At 52.6% G+C, this 20,170-nt stretch carries 16 protein-coding genes and 1 pseudogene; 1 reads left to right on the top strand and 16 read right to left on the bottom strand.

Annotated elements, in window-relative coordinates; translation table 11 throughout:
- The 5 genes and pseudogenes from gctB to WIH05_RS03250 form a co-directional block, all read right to left on the bottom strand.
- Nucleotides 1–508: pseudogene (gene gctB / locus WIH05_RS03270) on the bottom strand (glutaconate CoA-transferase subunit B); the annotation flags it as partial.
- A 21-nt stretch (nt 509–529) separates the two neighbouring features.
- A complete protein-coding gene (locus WIH05_RS03265; protein ID WP_022272579.1) occupies nt 530–1,630 on the bottom strand; it encodes a CoA-transferase in 1,101 nt (366 codons plus the stop codon).
- Between the two features lie 196 nt (nt 1,631–1,826).
- A complete protein-coding gene (locus WIH05_RS03260; protein WP_262428028.1) occupies nt 1,827–2,966 on the bottom strand; it encodes a sodium ion-translocating decarboxylase subunit beta in 1,140 nt (379 codons plus the stop codon).
- A gap of 13 nt (nt 2,967–2,979) precedes the next feature.
- Entirely contained in the window at nt 2,980–3,420 is a 441-nt protein-coding gene (locus tag WIH05_RS03255; RefSeq protein WP_022272582.1) for an acetyl-CoA carboxylase biotin carboxyl carrier protein subunit, read from the bottom strand.
- Nucleotides 3,421–3,481: 61 nt separating this feature from the next.
- Entirely contained in the window at nt 3,482–3,766 is a 285-nt protein-coding gene (locus tag WIH05_RS03250) for an OadG family transporter subunit (protein WP_022272583.1), read from the bottom strand.
- A gap of 348 nt (nt 3,767–4,114) precedes the next feature.
- On the opposite strand from WIH05_RS03250, the gene WIH05_RS03245 reads away from it, so the two are divergent.
- Nucleotides 4,115–5,050, top strand: a complete 936-nt coding sequence (locus WIH05_RS03245; protein ID WP_022272584.1) for a 2-dehydropantoate 2-reductase — start codon at nt 4,115–4,117, stop codon at nt 5,048–5,050.
- A gap of 77 nt (nt 5,051–5,127) precedes the next feature.
- On the opposite strand, the gene WIH05_RS03240 is transcribed toward WIH05_RS03245, so the two are convergent.
- The 11 genes from WIH05_RS03240 to WIH05_RS03190 form a co-directional block, all read right to left on the bottom strand.
- Nucleotides 5,128–6,555: a PLP-dependent aminotransferase family protein gene (locus WIH05_RS03240; RefSeq protein WP_022272585.1), complete on the bottom strand. Its 1,428-nt coding sequence runs from the start codon at nt 6,553–6,555 to the stop codon at nt 5,128–5,130.
- Between the two features lie 111 nt (nt 6,556–6,666).
- Complete coding sequence (locus tag WIH05_RS03235) at nt 6,667–8,355, bottom strand: glutamine--tRNA ligase/YqeY domain fusion protein (protein WP_158358507.1); 1,689 nt, start codon at nt 8,353–8,355, stop codon at nt 6,667–6,669.
- 98 nt (nt 8,356–8,453) lie between these two features.
- Nucleotides 8,454–9,827: a sodium-dependent transporter gene (locus WIH05_RS03230; protein WP_022272587.1), complete on the bottom strand. Its 1,374-nt coding sequence runs from the start codon at nt 9,825–9,827 to the stop codon at nt 8,454–8,456.
- Between the two features lie 160 nt (nt 9,828–9,987).
- The gene (locus tag WIH05_RS03225) at nt 9,988–11,802 is read right to left on the bottom strand and encodes a cadherin-like beta sandwich domain-containing protein (protein ID WP_337424968.1); all 1,815 of its coding nucleotides are present in this window, start codon (nt 11,800–11,802) and stop codon (nt 9,988–9,990) included.
- 49 nt (nt 11,803–11,851) lie between these two features.
- Entirely contained in the window at nt 11,852–13,945 is a 2,094-nt protein-coding gene (locus WIH05_RS03220; RefSeq protein ID WP_337424967.1) for an SH3 domain-containing protein, read from the bottom strand.
- A gap of 332 nt (nt 13,946–14,277) precedes the next feature.
- Nucleotides 14,278–15,690, bottom strand: a complete 1,413-nt coding sequence (locus WIH05_RS03215; protein WP_022272580.1) for an oxaloacetate decarboxylase subunit alpha — start codon at nt 15,688–15,690, stop codon at nt 14,278–14,280.
- A 289-nt stretch (nt 15,691–15,979) separates the two neighbouring features.
- Nucleotides 15,980–17,131, bottom strand: coding sequence for a sodium ion-translocating decarboxylase subunit beta (locus WIH05_RS03210; protein ID WP_158358511.1), 1,152 nt, complete (start codon nt 17,129–17,131; stop codon nt 15,980–15,982).
- Between the two features lie 38 nt (nt 17,132–17,169).
- Entirely contained in the window at nt 17,170–17,574 is a 405-nt protein-coding gene (locus WIH05_RS03205) for a biotin/lipoyl-containing protein (protein ID WP_215653778.1), read from the bottom strand.
- Nucleotides 17,575–17,597: 23 nt separating this feature from the next.
- Nucleotides 17,598–18,386: an OadG family transporter subunit gene (locus WIH05_RS03200; protein ID WP_337424966.1), complete on the bottom strand. Its 789-nt coding sequence runs from the start codon at nt 18,384–18,386 to the stop codon at nt 17,598–17,600.
- A 17-nt stretch (nt 18,387–18,403) separates the two neighbouring features.
- On the bottom strand, nt 18,404–19,843 hold the full coding sequence (locus WIH05_RS03195) for a carboxyl transferase domain-containing protein (protein WP_022274220.1): 1,440 nt from the start codon (nt 19,841–19,843) through the stop codon (nt 18,404–18,406).
- 220 nt (nt 19,844–20,063) lie between these two features.
- A partial coding sequence (locus WIH05_RS03190; RefSeq protein ID WP_337424969.1) for a DUF2179 domain-containing protein occupies nt 20,064–20,170 on the bottom strand: 107 nt, incomplete at its 5' end.

Genomic DNA, 20,170 nt, shown 5'->3' with positions numbered 1-20,170 from the left:
TTGTGATGTAGTCAACATGCTCCATGAATCTTCTCTTCTGATGCTGCATCATGATCACAGTATTACAGAAGGTAGCGATTCCGTTTGCACCGCCGGAGCCTGTGAAACGGGTCTGGGGCTTCACATAGTCACCCTTTCCGAAGATACATGTGGAGTTTACGTTTCCGTAGGGGTCGATCTGTGCGCCGCCGATAAAGGCGATCAGACGATCCTCGTCATGGAGCCACTCATTGGCCTCAAAGCCAACGAAACGGACGTTGGGCCACTGAACGGCACAATGGGCCATGAAACGGTTATCGCCAACAGAACGCGGAACCTCTACCGGAGAACAGTCCATAAGTCCGCTCTCTACGATGGGATGGCAGCTGGGGCATACCGCACGCTTTGCAAGAGAAGCGCCAATGAGCGGAAGGCCTGTGCCAACGATAACGATCTGATTTTCTTTAATGCTCTTTGCAATGGCATATGCCTGCATTTCCTGTTTTGTATACTTTGTATAATCAGCCATTTTTCTTTTTCCTCCCCTCAATTAGTGTCTGGTAGAATAGCCAAGGTGCGGCTCATTCTTAAGGTCCATGAGACGGGAACCGCCGATAACATTAAGAAGGTCGTCCTGATCCTTACAGCCGTATACATACTTCTGCAGGTAATCCTTAAAGGTCTCCGGGATCTTTGTGCCGTCGGCAGCGTCCTTTGCAGCCTGGGCAGCAGCCTCAGCGGCAGCAGCTAACTTCTCATCCTCCGGCTTGGCAGCGGCAGCCTTTGCAGCCTTGTCGGCAGCCTTCTGGAGCTGTGCCTTTGCGTCCTCTTCGTCTAAGTACATGGAGGCCTTGTTGTACTCCTTCAGTGCCTTATCATCATCGTCGTAGTAGTTGTAGCACTGGGACGGCCATGCGCCGTAGGGTGCGCGTACAACTGCGTTTACACACTCGCCGAAGATCCTTGTCTTGGTGGGATCGCGGCGGATATACTCATCGCTTACGATCTCCTCGCAGGTTACGATGGTGCGCTTTGCAGCGATGGCAATGTCGATATCATGGAACTCATCGCCTTCGATAATGCAGGTTCCATCAGGAGATGCCTGCTGAACATGGATGATGGCGCAGTCCAGCTTCGGAACCGGAACAGCTAACAGCTTTTCGCCCGGCTCAAACGGGTTTTCGATCTCTGCGCATTTTAAGTTGTCAACACCTTCCATGGTCTTTCTCTGCTCTTCGCTGATCCCCCAGTATTTTACAAGACCGGAGCCCTGCATCATTCTTACGGGGAGGTAGGGAAGGCCTAAGGAAGCGGCGTGAAGCTGTAACATCAGAACATCCTGGGAGTAATCCTCGTAGGTCAGCTCACCCTTCTCAATGGCTGCACGGAAGCGGCGTGCCACGTTTGTATAACCGGAGTTGGCGGTATAGCAGTTGATATACGCTCTGATACGGCCCTCGCCGATGAGCATATCCCAGTCTCCGCCTGCCGGTCCGGACCAGCCTACAAAACCAGTCTTTCCCTGACGAAGGATCTCGTAAACTGCTGCATAAGGTTTACGGTTGGTGGTGAAGCCGCCGAAGCAGAGTACGTCGTTGTCATGAACGTACTTCTCTACGGCATCGTGTAATGACATAACTTTATTAGCCACAATAAAGCCTCCTTTATAAAATATACTATGAATACACTATGTATACGATATAATTCTACCGAATTCTGATGGAATCGTCAAATGTTATTTGAGAGGGGCCGCGGGCGTTCGCCCTATGCAGGATTTCCGTCACTCCTCTGCACTCATGCGAGCATGGTGCAGACTCCCGCCGGAAATCCTGCGCACTGCTCTCTGCTTAACCGAACATCAGCATAAAGTACCCGGCGGCTACGGCGGAGCCGATGACTCCGGCTACGTTGGGGCCCATGGCGTGCATCAGAAGGAAGTTGGTCGGGTTTTCTTTGGCTCCGACGGTCTGGGATACACGGGCTGCCATGGGAACTGCGGATACGCCTGCGGAACCGATCAGCGGGTTGATCTTTCCTCCGGTCAGCGCGCAAAGGAGCTTTCCGAACAGGACGCCGCCCACGGTCGCAAATGCGAAGGCCAGAAGGCCCATGCAGATGATGGCGATGGTCTGTACACGTAAGAAGATCTCACCGTTGGCAGTTGCACCTACGGTGGTACCTAACATGATGGTAACGATGTTGCACAGCGCGTTCTGGGCAGTATCGGAAAGTCTTCCGGTCACTCCGGATTCACGGAGCAGGTTGCCCAGCATCAGCATACCTAACAGGGGAGCAACGGACGGAAGCAGTAAGGAACAGAACAGTACCACGAATACGGGGAATACGATCTTTTCCACTTTACTTACCTTACGCAGCTGCTTCATAACGATCTGACGCTCTTTCTTTGTAGTAAGAGCCTTCATGATCGGCGGCTGGATCAGCGGAATCAGGGCCATATAGGAGTAGGCGGCCACTGCAATGGGAGCCACCAGCTCCGGAGCCAGGTTATTGGCAATGTAAATAGCGGTCGGGCCGTCAGCACCGCCAATGATACCGATGGCGGCAGCCTGTCCCGGTGTGAACAGTCCGGTTGCCATGGCAAGAAGGAAAGCCACGTAGATGCCGAACTGGGCGGCTGCGCCAAGTAAAAGGCTCACCGGGTTTGCGATCAGGGGACCGAAGTCTGTCATGGCACCTACGGCCATAAAGATCAGACACGGGAACAGACTGGATTTCACGCCGCTGTAAATGATCCGTAAAACACCAGAGTTATACCAGTTGTCTGCCTCATTCATCAGGCCCGCCAGCGGCAGATTTGCGAGGAACATACCGAAGGCAATCGGTAGCAGAAGAAGCGGCTCAAACTGCTTTTTGATCGCCAGATATAATAAAATGAAGGAAATGAGAAGCATGACAGCCTGCTGCCAGGTCAGTGCGGCAAAACCCGACTGGGCCAGGAGCTCCCCAAAAACTGAAAGTATATTCACGGGGCACCTCCTATTAGTTTAAGGTCACCAGAACAGCGCCTGTTTCAACAGCGTCGCCTACGCTTACGTTTACGGAAGCAACTGTGCCTGCTGCCGGAGCAACGATCTCAGTCTCCATCTTCATGGCTTCCATAACAACTACACACTGTCCAAAGCTGACAGCGTCGCCGGCCTTCACCTTGATATCCAGGATCTTACCAGGCATGGGAGCATCTACGGACTGTCCGCCTGCTGATGCAGGAGCCGGAGCTGCTGCGGGAGCCGGAGCGGGGGCTGGTGCAGGGGCCGGAGCGGGAGCTGCTGCTGCTGCGGGGGCCGGAGCCGGAGCTGCTGCCTTTGCAAGGATGGGAGCCGGAGCGTTCACAGTAACGCCTCTGTCCAGGGGCTTGTACTCTTCCACTCTCTCGATCTCGATCTCATATTTTTTTCCGTTTAAAGTAGCTACATATTTCATAATAAAATACATCCTTTCCTTTTTTCACTTTTTCGTTTGCTTTTTCGGTCCTCACTTCACCTTACAGCTCTTTGATGCTTGTAACACGGAACTCTTCTCCCGACAGTCTGGCTTCCTCGCTGATTGCTGCGAGAAGCACTGCATAGGATTCCTCATCCAGCGCCGGGGCCGGAGCCGCCGCCACAGCCGCCTGCTTCGGTGCCTTATCTTTGACCGCTGTATTGATGATCTTAGAAATGATGATGACCGCGATCGCCAGCGCCGCAAGAGCCGCAAACACGACCAGAAGTCCCACTGCCGAGATCATCAGACCGTCTACTAAGGTCATTTCCTGCCCAGTCCACATATACTCACCGCACCTCCTTCATTTTGTTTCTTTTAGAAACTTTAGTAGTTCTGATATTCCATATTGTGGAATGCATTCCATATTTTTTTCAGCACATATGGGTACCATTTATACAGCACCCACATTACTTTTTTATCTATGCATTTTTCACAATATCTTAGGTTGAGTATATCAGCTTTCATCCGAAAAGTCAACAAAACAGAAAAAGAATCTGTACCCTCCCCGGGGTTTCTTTGAACGATTGACACCCGAATATTCTTATTATAAAATATACATAAAATTTACACAGGTCCGCGCATTGGATGCGGCCGCCTGTATAAGGAATCGCACCGAAGGGAGAAAAGGATTATGAAGCCAATGAAAAAAGTGACTTTGATCGGTCTGGGGGCCATGGGGGTCTTCTTTGCTCCACGGATCTCTGAAAAGCTGGGAGCCGGATTCCGTATCATGGCATCTGGAGCGAGAAAGGACCGTCTGGAGCAGAAGGGCGTGACTGTAAACGGTATCAATTACCGTTTCCCTATCGTCACCCCGGAGGATAACGACGGGCCCTCCGACCTGGTGATCATAGCCGTAAAGGGATATGACCTTGCCCAGGCGCTAAAAGATATTAAATACCAGGTGGGACCGGAAACCATCATCCTTCCTGTCCTCAATGGCATTGACAGCGAAAAGCAGACCGCAGATGTGTACGGCCAGGAGCATGTGCTCTATTCTTATATGCGCGTCAGCATCGCCATGAAGGATGGAAAGGCCGAATTCGATCCGGAAAAAGGACTGATCCACTTCGGAGAAGAAAAAAACGATCCCGGCCATTTTTCTGATAAAGTCCTGGCCGTCAAAGAGCTGTTCGACCGCTGCGGGATCGATTATAAGATCGATCCCGATATGATCAAAGGGCTGTGGTTTAAATTCATGTGCAATGTAGGAGAAAATATGACCTGTGCCATGTTTGGCATTCCCTTCGGAGCCTTCCAGAAAAGCGCTGACGCCAACTATTTCCGCCGCGCCGCCATGTGGGAGGTGATCCGAGTGGCCAACCGGCTTGGGGTGGACATCGGCCAGAATGAGATCGACCGGCAGGAACACACCATCGGCCGCCTTCCATATCAGAACAAGCCCTCCACCCTCCAGGATCTGGAGGCCGGAAAGCACACAGAAGTGGATATGTTTGCAGGTACAGTGGTCCGCCTGGGAAAAGAGCTGGGGGTGGAAACGCCCGTCTGCGAAATGTTCTGGCACGGGATTCATCTGATCGAGGACCGGATCTTCGGAAACATCTGATCCCTCTCTCCCCTGCGCGTTTTTCCCTCCCTCTTTTGGAGCCGCAAAACCGCAGGGGGAAAAGGGAACTTCATCTTCTACGGGCAGAGGGCCTTAGCCAGAGCCGCTGCCCCTTCCTGTATCTTCTCTTCTGTCAGGCTGGCGTATCCCAGGATCACTGTCCGGCTCTCTGTATCCTTTTTTCCAATATAAGATCCCGATAAGCCATAGACCCGGATCCCCTCCGTTTCTGCCGCCTTCTCAAGCTGCTCCTCAGTCCTCTCTCCGCGGCAGGTAAGAAGAACATGGAGGCCGGCATATTCTCCGCTGATCTCAAATTCCTTTTCCAGAGGCTTTAAGGAAGCCAGAAGCAGGTCATGCTTCCCCTTATAGATCTCCCTCATCCGGTTCAGATGGCGTTCAAAATAGCCGCCTCCAATGAACATCGCCAGGATCCGCTGGTCTACACGGGACACTGTGGAGGAGTAGAACCGTCCCCGCTCTTCATACCGTTCCATCAGCGAGGGAGGGAGCACCAGATAGCCCACACGGATGGCAGGCGCAATGGCCTTTGAAAAGGTTCCCATATAAATGACCCTTCCGCTGTCATCCATGCCCTGAAGGGCCGGGATCGGCTTTCCCCTGTAACGGAATTCACTATCGTAGTCGTCCTCGATCAGATAGCGGTCCGGCTCTTTCATGGCCCAGGCCAGAAGCTCCTGCCTCCGCTTCACCGGCATGACGATCCCCATGGGAAACTGATGGGACGGCATCACATAGGCTGCGGATGCAGGAAGCCGCTCCAGCTCCTGTACCCGGAAGCCGCTGTCATCCATTCCCACAGGAAAAACCGGATGGCCCATTCCCCCAAGAACACGGTATGCCTGCTTATAGGTGGGATCCTCCATGGCGATCCCGGTCTCCCGGCCCAGAAGCTGGGATAAAAGGATCAGAAGATATTCGTTCCCTGCGCCGATGATGATCTGTTCTGCCGTACAATTTACGCCCCGGGCTGCATGAAGGTAGTCCCGGATGGCCTCCCTCAGAAGAAGATCCCCCTGGGGACTGCCCTTTAAGAACATTTCCGTGTCCTCCTCCTTTAAGACTGCCCGGCTGATCCGCCTCCAGGTGGAAAAGGGGAAGCTATCCAGATCAATTCCCCTGGGTGAAAAGTCCACTCTCCATTTTTTCTCCTGGAGATCCGGCGCCTCCCCATCCCTCCGGCCTGGAAACATTTCCTGTACCGCCCGTCTTTCCGGAGCGACCGGGGGCAGGATCCCATCCAGTCCGGCCACAAAATATCCGCGTCTCGACGACGCCTCCAGGTATCCTTCGGCCACAAGCTGTTCATAAGCCGACTGGGTGGTACTGCGGCTGACCCTCAGGCTTTTGGCCAGTTCCCTGGAAGAGGGCAGCTTTTTCATGGGCTTCAGGCCTCCGTTCCGGATCTCTCCTTTTATATACTGGTAGATCTGTTCATACAGCGGCCTTGGATCCTGGCTGCTCAATGGGATCATAAGCTCCATCTTTACCTCCGTTTTTCCTGGATACCAGAAAGGGATGTCCGCCGGAACTTTTTCCAGGGGCATCCCTCTTTTGTATCTCAGTCTGTGTTTTTCCTCTGTCTGCTCCAGACCCTACTTAGGAAGCCGGAAGGAGCTCTTTAAGGAAACGATCCGGTTATAAACCGGCTTTCCTTCCTCGCTGTCCTTGCAGTCCACGCAGTAGAAGCCGTTTCTTACGAACTGGAAGCTGTCATAAGCCCTGGCCTCCATCAGCGCCGGCTCCACGTAAGCCATTGTCACAGTTTTGGAATTGGGATTCAGGTTCAGCGTTCCGTCTGCGTTCAGCTTGCCCTTTTCCTCATCCACGATGTTCTCATAAAGGCGGCACTCCACCTGCCCTGCATGTTCTGCAGAAACCCAGTGGATGGTTCCCTTGACCTTTCTGCCGTTAAAGCCGGATCCGCTCTTTGTCTCCGGATCGTAGGTACAGTGGACCACCGTGACCTTACCATTTTCATCCTTCTCAAAGCTGGTGCATGTAACGAAATAAGCGCTCATGAGGCGGACCTCATTTCCCGGGAACAGGCGGAAATATTTTTTCGGCGGCTCCTCCATAAAGTCCTCACGCTCAATATAAAGCTCTCTGGAGAAAGGAACCTGGCGTTCTCCCATTTCCGGATTTTCCAGGTTATTGGGTACGGACAGCATTTCCGTCTGCCCTTCCGGATAGTTGTCGATCACCAGCTTCACCGGATCCAGGATCGCCATCATTCTGGGCCTCTTAAGCTTTAAGTCCTCCCGGATGCAGTATTCCAGCATTGCGTAATCCACAGAGCTGTTGGCCTTGGAAACGCCCACCAGATCCACAAACATCCGCAGGGATTCCGGCGTGTAGCCTCTCCTTCTGAGAGCAGCGATGGTCACCAGGCGCGGATCATCCCAGCCGTCCACGATCCCGTCCTCCACCAGCTTCTTGATGTAACGTTTTCCTGTGACCACATTGGTCAGGTACAGCTTTGCAAACTCGATCTGACGCGGCGGATTCTCAAATCCACACTCTCTTACCACCCAGTCATAAAGCGGTCTGTGATCCTCGAATTCCAGGGTACAGATGGAGTGGGTGATATGCTCGATGGCATCCTCGATGGGATGGGCAAAGTCGTACATGGGATAAATGCACCACTTGTCTCCAGTGTTATGATGGCTCATACGGGCCACACGGTAGATCACCGGATCTCTCATATTGATGTTGGGGGACGCCATATCGATCTTGGCGCGGAGCACCTTTTCCCCGTCCTTATACACGCCGTTCTTCATTTCTTCAAAGAGCTTCAGGTTCTCCTCCACCGTTCTGTCCCGGTAGGGGCTGTTTTTTCCCGGAGTATTGAAATCTCCCCGGTATTCCCGGATCTCATCGGCCGAAAGGTCGCAGACGAACGCTTTTCCTTTTTTGATCAGATGGACTGCGCACTCATACATTGCATCAAAGTAGTCAGACGCAAAAAACAGCCTGTCCTCAAATTCCGCGCCCAGCCATTTCACGTCGTTTATGATGGACTCCACATACTCCGTTTTTTCCTTCGTGGGGTTCGTATCATCAAAACGGAGATTGAATTTTCCGCCATATTCCTTTGCCAGTCCCGAATTCAGGATAATGGACTTGGCATGTCCGATGTGGAGATATCCGTTGGGCTCCGGTGGGAATCTCGTCTGGACATGGTCATATACGCCCTCCGCCAGGTCTTTATCGATTTCCTGTTCAATAAAATTTTTAGAAACTGTTTCTTTCGTTTCCTCTGCCGGTTTTATATTTTCCGCCATAGTGATTCCTCCATTTATGTTCCTGTATTTCTATCTGTTTTACATGATAATATAGTATCTTACCATATCTTTCCCAAATATAAAAGGAAAATTTTCCATTAAATACTGATAATGCCAAAATATTTAAGGACCTCTCCTGCCAGGATCGCTGCCAGCATCACCGGAGCCACGTACCTGATCATGATCCGGTACATCTTCTTTCTCTTAAAGGTGCCGGAGGACTCCACCTCCTCCTCAATATACCGGCTTCCTACCACATGTCCCACCAGGATACACGTTCCAATGGCCACAATGGGCATCATCACGGAGTTGGATATAAAATCAAAGAAGTCCAGGAACTGCATCTTTAATACTGTAATGTGGCCCCAGGGACCATAGCCCAGACAGGACGGGATCCCCAGGATCAGAATCCCGGCAGTGGAAAGGATCGTGGCCTTTTTCCTGGTGAGCCGCATTTTATCCGTAAGGATCGATACCACCGTCTCCAGCAGGGAAATGGACGAGGTAAGGGCCGCAAAAAATACCAGCAGGAAAAACATGGCTCCCACAGCTCCTCCCAGCGGGAAGGATTCAAATACCTTGGGCAGTACCCCGAACATCAATCCCGGACCGGCCTTTCCCTGGATCAGGGACGCATCCCCTCCGTTAAAGGCTACTACTGCGGGAACGATCATAAGTCCCGCCAGAAAAGCGATCCCCGTATCAAAGATCTCGATCTGGCCCACGGAACTCTCCAGATCATCCTCTTTTTTCATATAGGAGCCATAGGTGATCATGATCCCCATGGCTAAGGACATGGAATAAAACAACTGGCCCATGGCCGCCAGCACTGTGGTCAGGGAAAAGTCCGCAAAATCCGGAAGGAGATAATACTTTAATCCCTCTGCGGCTCCCGGGAGAGTCATACAGTAAACAGAGATCCCTACGGAAAGCAGCACTAGCACCGGCATCATGACGCTGCTGGCCTTTTCCACTCCCGTATCAACGCCCAGGAGCACCACCACTGCCGTAAGGAGCACAAAGATCACGAACCAGAGTAGCGGATTTTCCAGGATCCCGCTGCCGGCCATGCTGATAAAATCTCCAAAATACGTGTCGCTGGATACGGCCATACCGTTTCCCCGGATAAATTCCACAAAATACTTAACGACCCAGCCGCCGATCACACAGTAATAGGGCGCGATGATCACCGGGATCAGGGCTGCCAGCCAGCCCAGGGGCGCAAAGCGGCGGTTCAGGCTTCCAAAAGCTTCGATGCATGACATGCGGGTCCTTCTTCCCATGGCAACCTCTGTGATCATAAGCGTAAATCCAAAGGTCACAGCCAGAAGAACGTATGTGATCAGGAAGGCTCCCCCTCCATATTTTGCTGCCAGATATGGAAACCTCCACATATTTCCCAGTCCCACTGCAGAACCGGCCGCCGCAAGGACAAAGCCGATGCGGCTGGTAAAGCTGCTTCTTTCTTTCATAACAAATACTCCCCTCTATTCGGTTTTTTAGACAGCGAACGTGTCCATTATACCCGAATCGGGGGGAGTTTGCAATCCATTCTATTTTATGTGTGTGCTGCACAGCCCTTCCGCCGTACGCCTGCCTGTCCGGATCTCCGGACGGCTGAACGGTACAGCTTTACAGATCCAGATCGATAAATTCAAAATCATCGTCCTGGTCTTCTTCTTTGAATGGAGCTGCCTTTTCTGGGATCTGTTCCTTCACCGGTGCGCTGGAAACCGGAGCGGGCGTCTCCTGTCTTACCGGGGCTTCCGCCTCCGGGACACTGGCAGTCCTCCTCCCTGTCTCCTGATCCGACGCCGGATGACGGACCGGGGCCTTATGCTTTACAAAGGCCCGTTCCTCTTCCTCCAGATCCAGATCCTCCAGGTCATCCAGGTCCTGGTCTGTCCATTTTTTCGCCTGGGTCCTTCTGGGTTCCTTTGTCTTTCCCGGCCTGGAGCCTTCTCTGGAATATGCGTCCGGTTTTCCTGCCGATTTTTTCGGTTTTTCCTCCCGGTACGTTCCTCCAGGCTTTCTGGTCAGCAGGAGAATGATAAGGATGATCGCCAGGATAATGCATACGGCAAACAGACCGGCGATCATATATCCGCGGACTGTGTAGTCCTCCACCAGGCTGTTATACTCTCCGACCACCTTCTCATTGACTGCCCGGAGCTCCTCTGCCTCCGGATCCTGGAAGAATCTCTGGAGGGTCATTTCCTTCTGGTCGTAGCGGTAGAAGTTCTGCTCCCCGTCTGCGTTCTGGCCGTAAACGATGCAGTATTCTGGTGTCCCGCCATCCTGGCTGTTCCAGATCCAGCCGTGTACCGTATGTTCTCCGATGTCGATGGTGCATTCCCTGAATCCGTCGGGAAGCTCTGTCCCCTCTGGGATATTTTCAGGAGACAGAACGATAATGGTCTTTTCTGCCATACGGACTGTCACATATGGGGAAAGGATATCTTCCTGGGGATCATATACAAAGAAATCTCCGTTTCCATCTTCATCGGTCATATAAAGGAGGATCACGCCCTGGTCATTGGTTCCTGCCTGGACTGTGGCTCCCTGATACTCATATTCTGTTACAGAAAAGCCTTCGGGAAGAGTTTCTGCATCAAAGGTTTCAGCAACGGTCCAGTTTCCATCCTCCACGTTATGAGGCGTGCCCTCGGGGGAACTGGCCTCCGCAGACGGTTCCGTCTCTTCCGCAGAGCTGTCTCCGCCTCTGGTAACCGTGATGGTATACGTTTTTTTCGTGCTTCCATCCTCTGCGGTAACCGTGCAGACCACCTTATTTTCGCCTGGCTGGAGATCTTCAGCTCCCTCCACAGATACGTTTGCTTTCCCGTCATTGGCCGGAGCACTGACCGTGATCTTTTCCACATCCGCCGGAACGGCAGCCGTGTACTCCGTCACCTCTGCTGAAAATTCCGGACTCAGGGTCCCTGGTGAAACAGTCAGGGATCCCAGGGAAGCGTCCTGGGAAGCGTCGGAGCCTCCGCTGACCTTTACAGCAGAATTACCCGTATGGGAAATGGTCACTGCCTGCCCATTGGCATCGTATACCTCCTGGGATTTAACGGTGATAGACGAGGTCCCGGCCTTCAGGGCCTTAAACTTCAGCGTAAAGCTGAAGGTCGTCTGGCTGGCTGCCTCCGCATCCCCAACCACACGGACATTCCCCGCCCCGCCGTTGGCGCTGGTCCCGCTTAGGAATTCCAGGGACTGGGCATCGTATTCCAGCATCACATCTGCTTTATTGAGAGCCGTGCCATCCGAAGAGGCGATCTTCATGGTGACAGATACCTGATTTCCCACTGATGCCGTCGGATCGGAAAAGGTGATCTTTCCAGCCCCCGCATAGGCAGTCAGGATCCCTGCCGGAAACGCCAGAAGCGTGATCGCCAGAGACAGGAATACCACTGTCATTTTCTTTATTATCCTGTTCATATCTTATATTCTCCTTACTTTATCCGGTTTCCCCGGTCCATGGGCGTCCTTATGAAGGGGAAACGCCGATGACCACATCCGCGCTCTGGCTTTCGGGGGAATTTCCCTGGCCCGATGGCCGGATGATCACAACGTTCCCTGTACTTCCAGGTCCGGACGTATTTCCTCCGCTGCTCTGGGCGCTTTCTCCGCCCGACGGCACATTGGCCACCGGAGCATCCGACTGGCGTACCACATTGAGCCTGTATGTGCGGACGCTGCCGTTTTCTGCCTTTACCTCTATCGAGACCGTATTATTCCCGCTTTGCAGGCTTATGGTCCCAGTGCCGGAAACAGACGCTTTGGAATCGATGGTCCCGGCCTTCACTGAGATCTGTCCCACCGACGGATTTACGATCACGTCGTAGCTTTCTGTGTCCTTATTAAAGGTAGGAGTAAGGGAATACCCCTCCACCTCCAGAGAAGCCAGCTTATTGTTGGGACTTCCAGTTGTCTCAGGTTTGGGGCAGGCCGCCTCAGGCATATTGTTGAATACCGGGATCTTAAATACCAGGGGCTCCTTTTTCATTGCATCTGTGTATGCTCTGGAGAGCTTGGCCCCTTCTCCGGCGGCTCCCTCCACATTGGTCATGTACTGGTGCTTATAAAGATTACTGCCCTGTACATTGAATTTTTTCAGATAAAATGTATCCTGTCCCTGGGAAACAAAATTCTCTCCATAATAAAGAGCTCCTCCCAGGATAGACTTCTCGATGGAATTCCAGGGCCGTCCATAATTTCCTGCCTGGGACGCGTACCACAGGCCTCTGGTGACAGCGGACATGGAATCCGTCTGGTATGCCCCGATATTAAAGAAATTATAGATCCCCTGGTAGCCGGCAGTGGTTCCCGAGATGCTGCCGGAAGTGCCATTGGCCTGCTCCTGGAGGATCATGGCTCCCAGAACATAGGGATTCACACCGGACTGGGCTCCTGCATTCATAATGATATCCACATAGCTCTGGCCCGACGGCACCGGCGACGTTTCTGATGCACCTGTGCTGTCTCCTGTGATCACAGAAGCGTCCATTCCAGGGCCATATTCCACGTTGGGAAGGGCCAGGACCTGGGTTTCCCTGGCACTGACCACCGCAGAAGGACCTTCCAGGCTCACATCCGGCTTCTGGCCTCCCACTCCCTGGGGCGAGCTCTGGGCGGTGTCTCCGGACGGTGCGTTCTGGGAAATATTTCCACTGCTCCCCATGTCCATTCCAGGGCCATAATTCTGTCCGGGAGGAAGGGGAGTCCCGCCCCCGTCACTTCCATTCTGCCCGGAATCCTGCTGGTTATTCTGACCTTCCTGTGCCGATGGAGTATTTCCGTCTCCCTGGCCTGTGGATTTTTCCAGGAACGTACCCGAAACCAGACTCTGAAGCCCCTCCCGCGTCTGGTGGGCCCCATCGTAGGACTGCAGCAGGAACTGGAATACATAGATCTCATTTAAAAAATTCCTGGGATCCATATAATAGCTGACAATATCCCTGGAAGCCGCTACCCAGCTGGGTCCGTCAAAACCGGTCCATTTCCCCGTATTCCAGTCATACGCTCCATATTCCGTAGACTTCCAGGAGGACAGGCTGTTGGTGGAAACCAGATTGGCTCCTACGATGCTCTCATTATTGACGGCGTCGTTCCAGTCCAGGCCCGTATTCTGCACCTGGAATACCCAGGACGGGAATTCAGCATGAAGGACACGTAAGGATTCCTTATAGCTTTCCGGAAAGCCCTGACTGGTCATATACGCCTCGAACTGGGGGTCCGTGGTGTAGGAAACCGGAAATTTTATGTATTCGGAGGAAGCATAGCCCTCCATACTCTTCCCTCCAGCCGTAAACTGAAGCTTATACCAGAGTACACCGTCAGAAGCTGTCTCTTGTCCCACCACAGTCACAGGGGCTCCGTAGGACAGCTTCCTTACAACGGAATTTCCTGTGCCCGGGCCGCTTCTTACATTCAGTGTGGTTGCATTTACTATGGCCGATCTCTGTGTCTCTGCGTATATCGTTCCGGGATAGTCTGCAATGATCCCTGTGCCGCTCACGGATTCAGCCAGTAAAAGCACAGCCGTCAGAGCCGCCAGGATCCGTCTCCCTCTTTTTTTCATCCTTCTTCTCTCTTTCTTTATGGTCATTTTTCTATTCTGCCATTTTCCAGTTCTGTCTAAAAATGACACTATACGTTATTATAATGACAAAGGGAGTTTCCTGTCAACCTCAGGAAGGAAACTTCATATTTTTGCCGCGGTTTTACGGGGAATTTGTAAGGTTTTCTTAAGAAAACACGGATATGGAAAGGCACAGGCGCCGGGTCCTGTGCCGGACGGACTTTGGTCCGCTGTCCGCGTACATACAAAAACCCTCCGGACAGTGCTTCTGCACGGGCCGGAGGGCCTTTTCCAGAGGGAAGCAAACGCTCCCCGCCGGATCTGTCTATGGACTAGACGGGATATACCTTGTTTTCCTTATCTGCCTTTTTCGGATCCACGCCGGTCTGCTGGGCTTCACGGTACTCGAAGAAGTCCTTGGCCACGGCCGGGAACAGGGCATAAGATAAAACATCCTCATCCTGCTGCTTCCACTGGGCACATTCCTTCTCGAACTTAGGAAGCTGCGGCGGGATCAGATCGGCCGGACGGCAGGTGATGGGTGTCGCATCGCCGATGATCTTTTTCTGTACTTCCTTGTTGAACGGCTTTACAGTCTGGCCAAATTCGCCCATCATGATCTTCTTGGACTCCTTGGGAACCATCTTGTACCGCTCGCCTGCCAGTACGTTCATAACAGCCTGGGTACCTACGATCTGGGAAGACGGAGTAACCAACGGCGGCTCGCCGAAGTCTTTTCTTACTCTCGGGATCTCCTCCAGAACTGCGCGGTACTTGTCTTCCTGTCCAGCTTCCTTTAACTGGCTCACCAGGTTGGAAAGCATTCCGCCCGGTACCTGGTACTGAAGAGTCTTGATGTTTACGCCCAGTACCTTCGGGTTTAAAAGGCCGCTCTTTAAAGCCTCTTCACGGATCGGTGTAAAGTAGTCGGCGATCTCAGCTAAAAGGTTCTGGTCATATCCGGTATCATAGGGAGTGCCGCGGAAGGTCTCAACCATAACCTCCGTAGCAGGCTGGGAAGTACCAAGAGCCAGCGGGGACATTGCACAGTCGATGATATCGCAGCCTGCTTCCACAGCCTTTAAGTAAGTCATGGAAGCAACGCCGGAGGTGTAGTGGGTATGCAGGTCGATGGGAAGCTTTGTTCCTTCCTTTAAGGCCTGTACCAGCTCTGCTGCCTTATACGGAGTCAGAAGTCCGGCCATATCCTTGATACACAAGGAATCTGCACCCATTTCCTCGATCTCGCGGGCAATGTTCTTCCAGTAATCCAGAGTATAGGCGTCGCCAAGGGTATAGCTTAAAGCGATCTGGGCATGGCCCTTTTCCTTGTTGGTAGCCTTTACAGCTGTTTCCAGGTTTCTGATATCGTTTAAGCAGTCGAAGATACGGATGATATCGATACCGTTGGCAATGGATTTCTGTACGAAATACTCTACCACATCATCTGCATAATGGTTATAACCTAAAATATTCTGTCCGCGGAACAGCATCTGGAGCTTTGTATTCTTAAAGCCGTCCCTTAACTTTCTCAGTCTCTCCCAGGGATCTTCTTTTAAGAAACGAAGGCTTGCGTCAAAGGTGGCGCCGCCCCAGCATTCCACTGCATAGTAGCCGACCTTATCCATCTTATCAACGATGGGAAGCATCTGGTCTGTGGACATTCTTGTGGCAAGTAAGGACTGGTGAGCGTCACGAAGAACAGTCTCAACGATCTTTACCGGCTTTTTCTGAACTTCTGCCATTTTATTTTTACCTCCTGAAAATTATCAAGTGAAAACCTTCCATAGGCGGCTTACGCCGCCGAACGGGAAAACGCGAAGAGTCTGACCCAGCGGAGGGCGGCCCCGCCCGTAAGACGGGAAACGCGAACTCCGCTGCGCTACGTTTGCGTAGCGGGCGGCTTACGCCGCCAAACGGGAAAACGCGAACTCCGCTGCGCTACGTTTGCGTAGCGGGCGGCTTACGCCGCCAAACGGGAAAACGCGAACTCCGCTGCGCTACGTTTGCGTAGCGGGCGGCTTACGCCGCCCTTTACTGTATTCCGAAAATAGCCATGAATGTGCCGGCGGCTACGGCGGTACCGATCACGCCTGCCACGTTGGGGCCCATGGCGTGCATCAGAAGGAAGTTGGTGGGATCTGCCTCAGAACCAACCTTCTGGGATACACGGGCCGCCATGGGAACTGCGGATACACCGGCAGAACCGATCAGCGGATTTACCTTTCCTCCGGTCACCTTACACATGATCTTACCGAAGATCACGCCTGCGGCCGTACCAAAGGCGAAGGCTACCAGACCCAGGATAACGATCTTAATCGTGGTCATCTTTAAGAACGCCTCGGCGCTGGTAGTTGCTCCCACGGAAAGACCCAGAACGATAACTACGATATACATGAGGGCGTTGGAGGCAGTCTCCTGAAGCTGCTTTACAACGCCAGACTCACGGAACAGGTTGCCGACCATCAGCATACCAACCAACGGTGCGGTCGTCGGTAAGATCAGACACACAACAACAGTAACGATGATGGGGAACAGGATCTTCTCCAGCTTGGACACCGGACGGAGCTGCTCCATCTTGATCTTTCTCTCCTCTTCTGTGGTCAGAAGCTTCATGATCGGCGGCTGGATGATGGGTACCAGGGCCATGTAGGAGTAAGCGGCAACGGCAATAGGGCCCATGAATTCCGTCTGTCCCAGCTTGCCGGCCAGGAAGATAGAGGTAGGACCGTCAGCGCCGCCGATGATGGAGATGGCAGCAGCTGCCTTGTCGTTGAAGCCCATGAAGATCGCAAGGAAGTAAGCAGCATAAATACCGAACTGTGCGGCCGCGCCCAGAAGGAAGCTCTTGGGGTTCGCGATCAGTGGTCCGAAGTCAGTCATAGCGCCTACGCCCATGAAGATCAGGGACGGGAGGATGCTCCACTCATCCAGCAAATAGAAGTAATGGAGAAGTCCTCCAACGCCATTGGATGAATCCTCAATGCTCAGCATGATATCCGGATAGATATTCACGAGCAGCATACCAAAGGAAATCGGGACAAGCAGCAGAGGCTCAAAACCTTTTTTAATGGCAAGGTAAAGGAAGATAAATGCCACAAAGATCATGATCATGTTGCCGAATGTCAGATTTAAGAATGCTGTCTGCTGGACAAGATTCAAAAGTGTACTTTGAATATATTCCATTTTAATCCCTCCATATGGAATCTGCAGTCAGCAGACGATTAGTTTAATGTAGCCAGAGTTGCGCCCGGCTCAACAGAATCACCAACAGCCACATTGATGGTAGCTACGGTGCCGTCCTGGGGTGCTACAATCTCGTTTTCCATCTTCATGGCCTCGAGGATCACGATCACCTGGCCTTTTTTCACTGCCTGGCCTGCGGACGCCTTCACGCCAAGGATCTTTCCGGGCATGGGAGCTGTCACTGCAACGCTTCCTGCTGCACCAGCGGGAGCTGCCGCAGGAGCCGGGGCTGCTGCCGGGGCCGGGGCTGCTGCCGGAGCCGGAGCGGCCTTGGGTGCCTGTACGGGAGCCGCTGCTTTCGGAGCTGCTGCCTTTCCTGTGAAGCCTTCTTCTACGGTTACTTCATATACATTGCCATTAACTGTGATGGTATAATTTTTCATTTTCATTTCCTCCTGATGATGGGTTATTTCCAGTTCCTGTTGGGAACACGCTTAATGGAACGAACAATAAGGCCGTCGGCAGACTCTCTGCCTTCGGAAGCCGCGATGGCTGCAGCGATCACGGATACCAGCTCCGTATCGTCACAGGCCTCCTCAGCCGGGGCTGCTGCCGGAGCCGGGGCTGCTGCCGGAGCCGGGGCGGGAACCGCTGCCGGAGCTGCTGACGGGGCCGGAGCCTTCTTCTGCTTCATCTTTGCTTCAAATACGCTGATGTACTTGAACATGCTGATGAGCCAGCTGATGAAGATCAGAACCAGGAATACGACTCCCATGCCCATAAGGGTATTCATACCAGCCTTGGAAAGCTTTTCTCCAGTGGTATATTCCGGAGAGATCGTAATGGAAGTGATATTTGCAAGATCCTCATCCACGATTACAGAAAACTCTGCGTTTCTTTTTTCAAATACCGCCGGGATCCTGGCCACATAGCCGTCGTCCACAATTTCAACCTCTGCCGCCTCGCTGGAAACCAGCGCTCCCAGGTCGCCCTTTACGGACTTCCAGGAATTCAGGGCGCTCTGCATTACTGTATCCTTGTTCTTTTCACTGGCAGCCAGAGCATTATCCAGATCCTCGTCTCCCATTGCGGCAAACAGATCCAGATACTGCTGGGTGCCCTGCTGGAGCGTCATCACCAGAGACGGGTCCATCTCCTCTGCCGTATCCGCTTCTGCGCTGGAGCAGGCAGAAAGGGCGAACAGGCATACTGCCATACAGAGGGCAAGCCAGATTCTTTTAATATTCTGTTTCATATATCTGCCACCTCGCCTTAGACCGTACCGTGCTTTTTGGCCGGACGATCCTCTCTCTTTGTGAACAGCATTTCCATTGCTGCGATCACGCGTTTTCTTGTATCAGCCGCATCGATGATGTCATCCACATAGCCTCTTCTGGCCGCAGCCATGGCGCTGGCCTGCAGCTCGCTGTACTGGGCAGCCTTTTCGCTGATCAAGGCAGCCGCATTGTCAGATCCAGAGATCTCCTCTGCATACATGATCTTCACAGCCGGAACGGCCTCCATCATGCCAATGGAAGCATTCTTCCATGCGTAAACGATATCGGAGCCAATGGATTTACTGTTCATAACAAGTCCGGCAGTACCGAATGCCTGTCCGGCGATCACTGTCACCTTGGGCACATCTGCGTTTGCAAAGGCATGGGCCAGACGGGCAGCCGCCTTGGCGATCTTCTTTTCTGTGCATTTGCAGCTGTTATATCCGTTTACGTTCACCATTGTAAGTACCGGGATATTGAAGGCATCGCAGAAATTCACGAAATCTGCGGCTTTTTCACAGCCTCTGGCTGTCAGGCCTGTCTCGTACTCTGCTGTTTTTTCTCCCTCCTCATAACTCTCTGTGCGGTTGGCCACACAGCCCACGGTGGTGCCGTTTAAGCGGATGAACGCAGTCACCATGCTGGGAGCATATTCCTTCTTAAGTTCCATATAGAAGCTGTCATCAGAGATCATGGCCAGAGCAAGGGCTGTATCTCCCACACAATTCTCCAGGCCCTCACACATCCGGTTCAGGTCGTCGGCGCACTCATCATAGGACATATCGTCTTCGTTGTTGGCCGGAAGTACGGAGATCAGCGTATGGATCTGTGCCAGGATGTCCTCCTCGGTCCCTGTCATGCACACGTTGCCGGCTTCCTCGCTCTGGAACTTTGCGCTGGATGTATCTGTATCGTTCTCAGCGATGGCATTGGGAGCGTTGACAAATAACTTTGCCTTATCTTCCATGAAGGTGAAGTCAGCCATTGCAGAAGCCACTGCCATACCGCCGCCGCAGTTTCCGAACACTGCCTGGATCTGCGGGATCACGCCGGAAGCCAGGGTCTGGCATCCGTACAGTCTTCCGAACCCGTTTAATGCGTCCAGACCTTCCTGAAGCCTTAAGCCTGCACAATCGATCAGGCCTACCACCGGAGCGCCCATCTTCATGGCCATGCCATAGAGATTCTCGATCTTTTTTGCATGCATCTCACCCACGGAGCCGCCCATAACGGCTGCATCCTGGCTGTACACATACACAAGGGCTCCCTCAACGGTACCGTAGCCGGTAACCACGCCGTCGGCCGGAGTTTCCTGAGCCTGCATGTTAAAGTCAGTGCTTCTGGCAGTCATATAGGCGCCGACTTCAACAAAGCTGTTGTCATCAAGCAATTCATTGATTCTTCTCATTGCTGACGTTTGTGCTGATTTAGTCATTTTGCTGTCCTCCATTATTAAAATTTGACGAAAATCGAATTTCTGCCTAGTGTAATAATAACCGCATTCTCTGCAAAATTCAAGGTATTTTTGCCATTTCCGGGAAAACAATACAACGTAAAAAAAGAGGCGGCAACAAGTTACTTTTCTTTTGCCGTCTCCCCTTTTTAGTTAATCATCTTAAGCAGGCCCGGAACACCCAGACTTCCGGTCCCTTTTCCTATTCATATTTTTTTGTCAGCGTAAATCCGCGGCCGCGGACCTCTCCCACCTGGCTTACGATCATAAACGCCTGGTCGTCGATATCCATGACGATCCGGTTCAGCT

It is taken from the genome of Alitiscatomonas sp. (genome assembly GCF_037242085.1).
Classification (GTDB): Bacteria; Bacillota; Clostridia; order Lachnospirales; family Lachnospiraceae; genus Alitiscatomonas; species Alitiscatomonas aceti.
The sequence above is the reverse complement of the archived record's forward strand: the minus strand, read 5'-3'. Positions and strand labels throughout refer to the sequence as shown.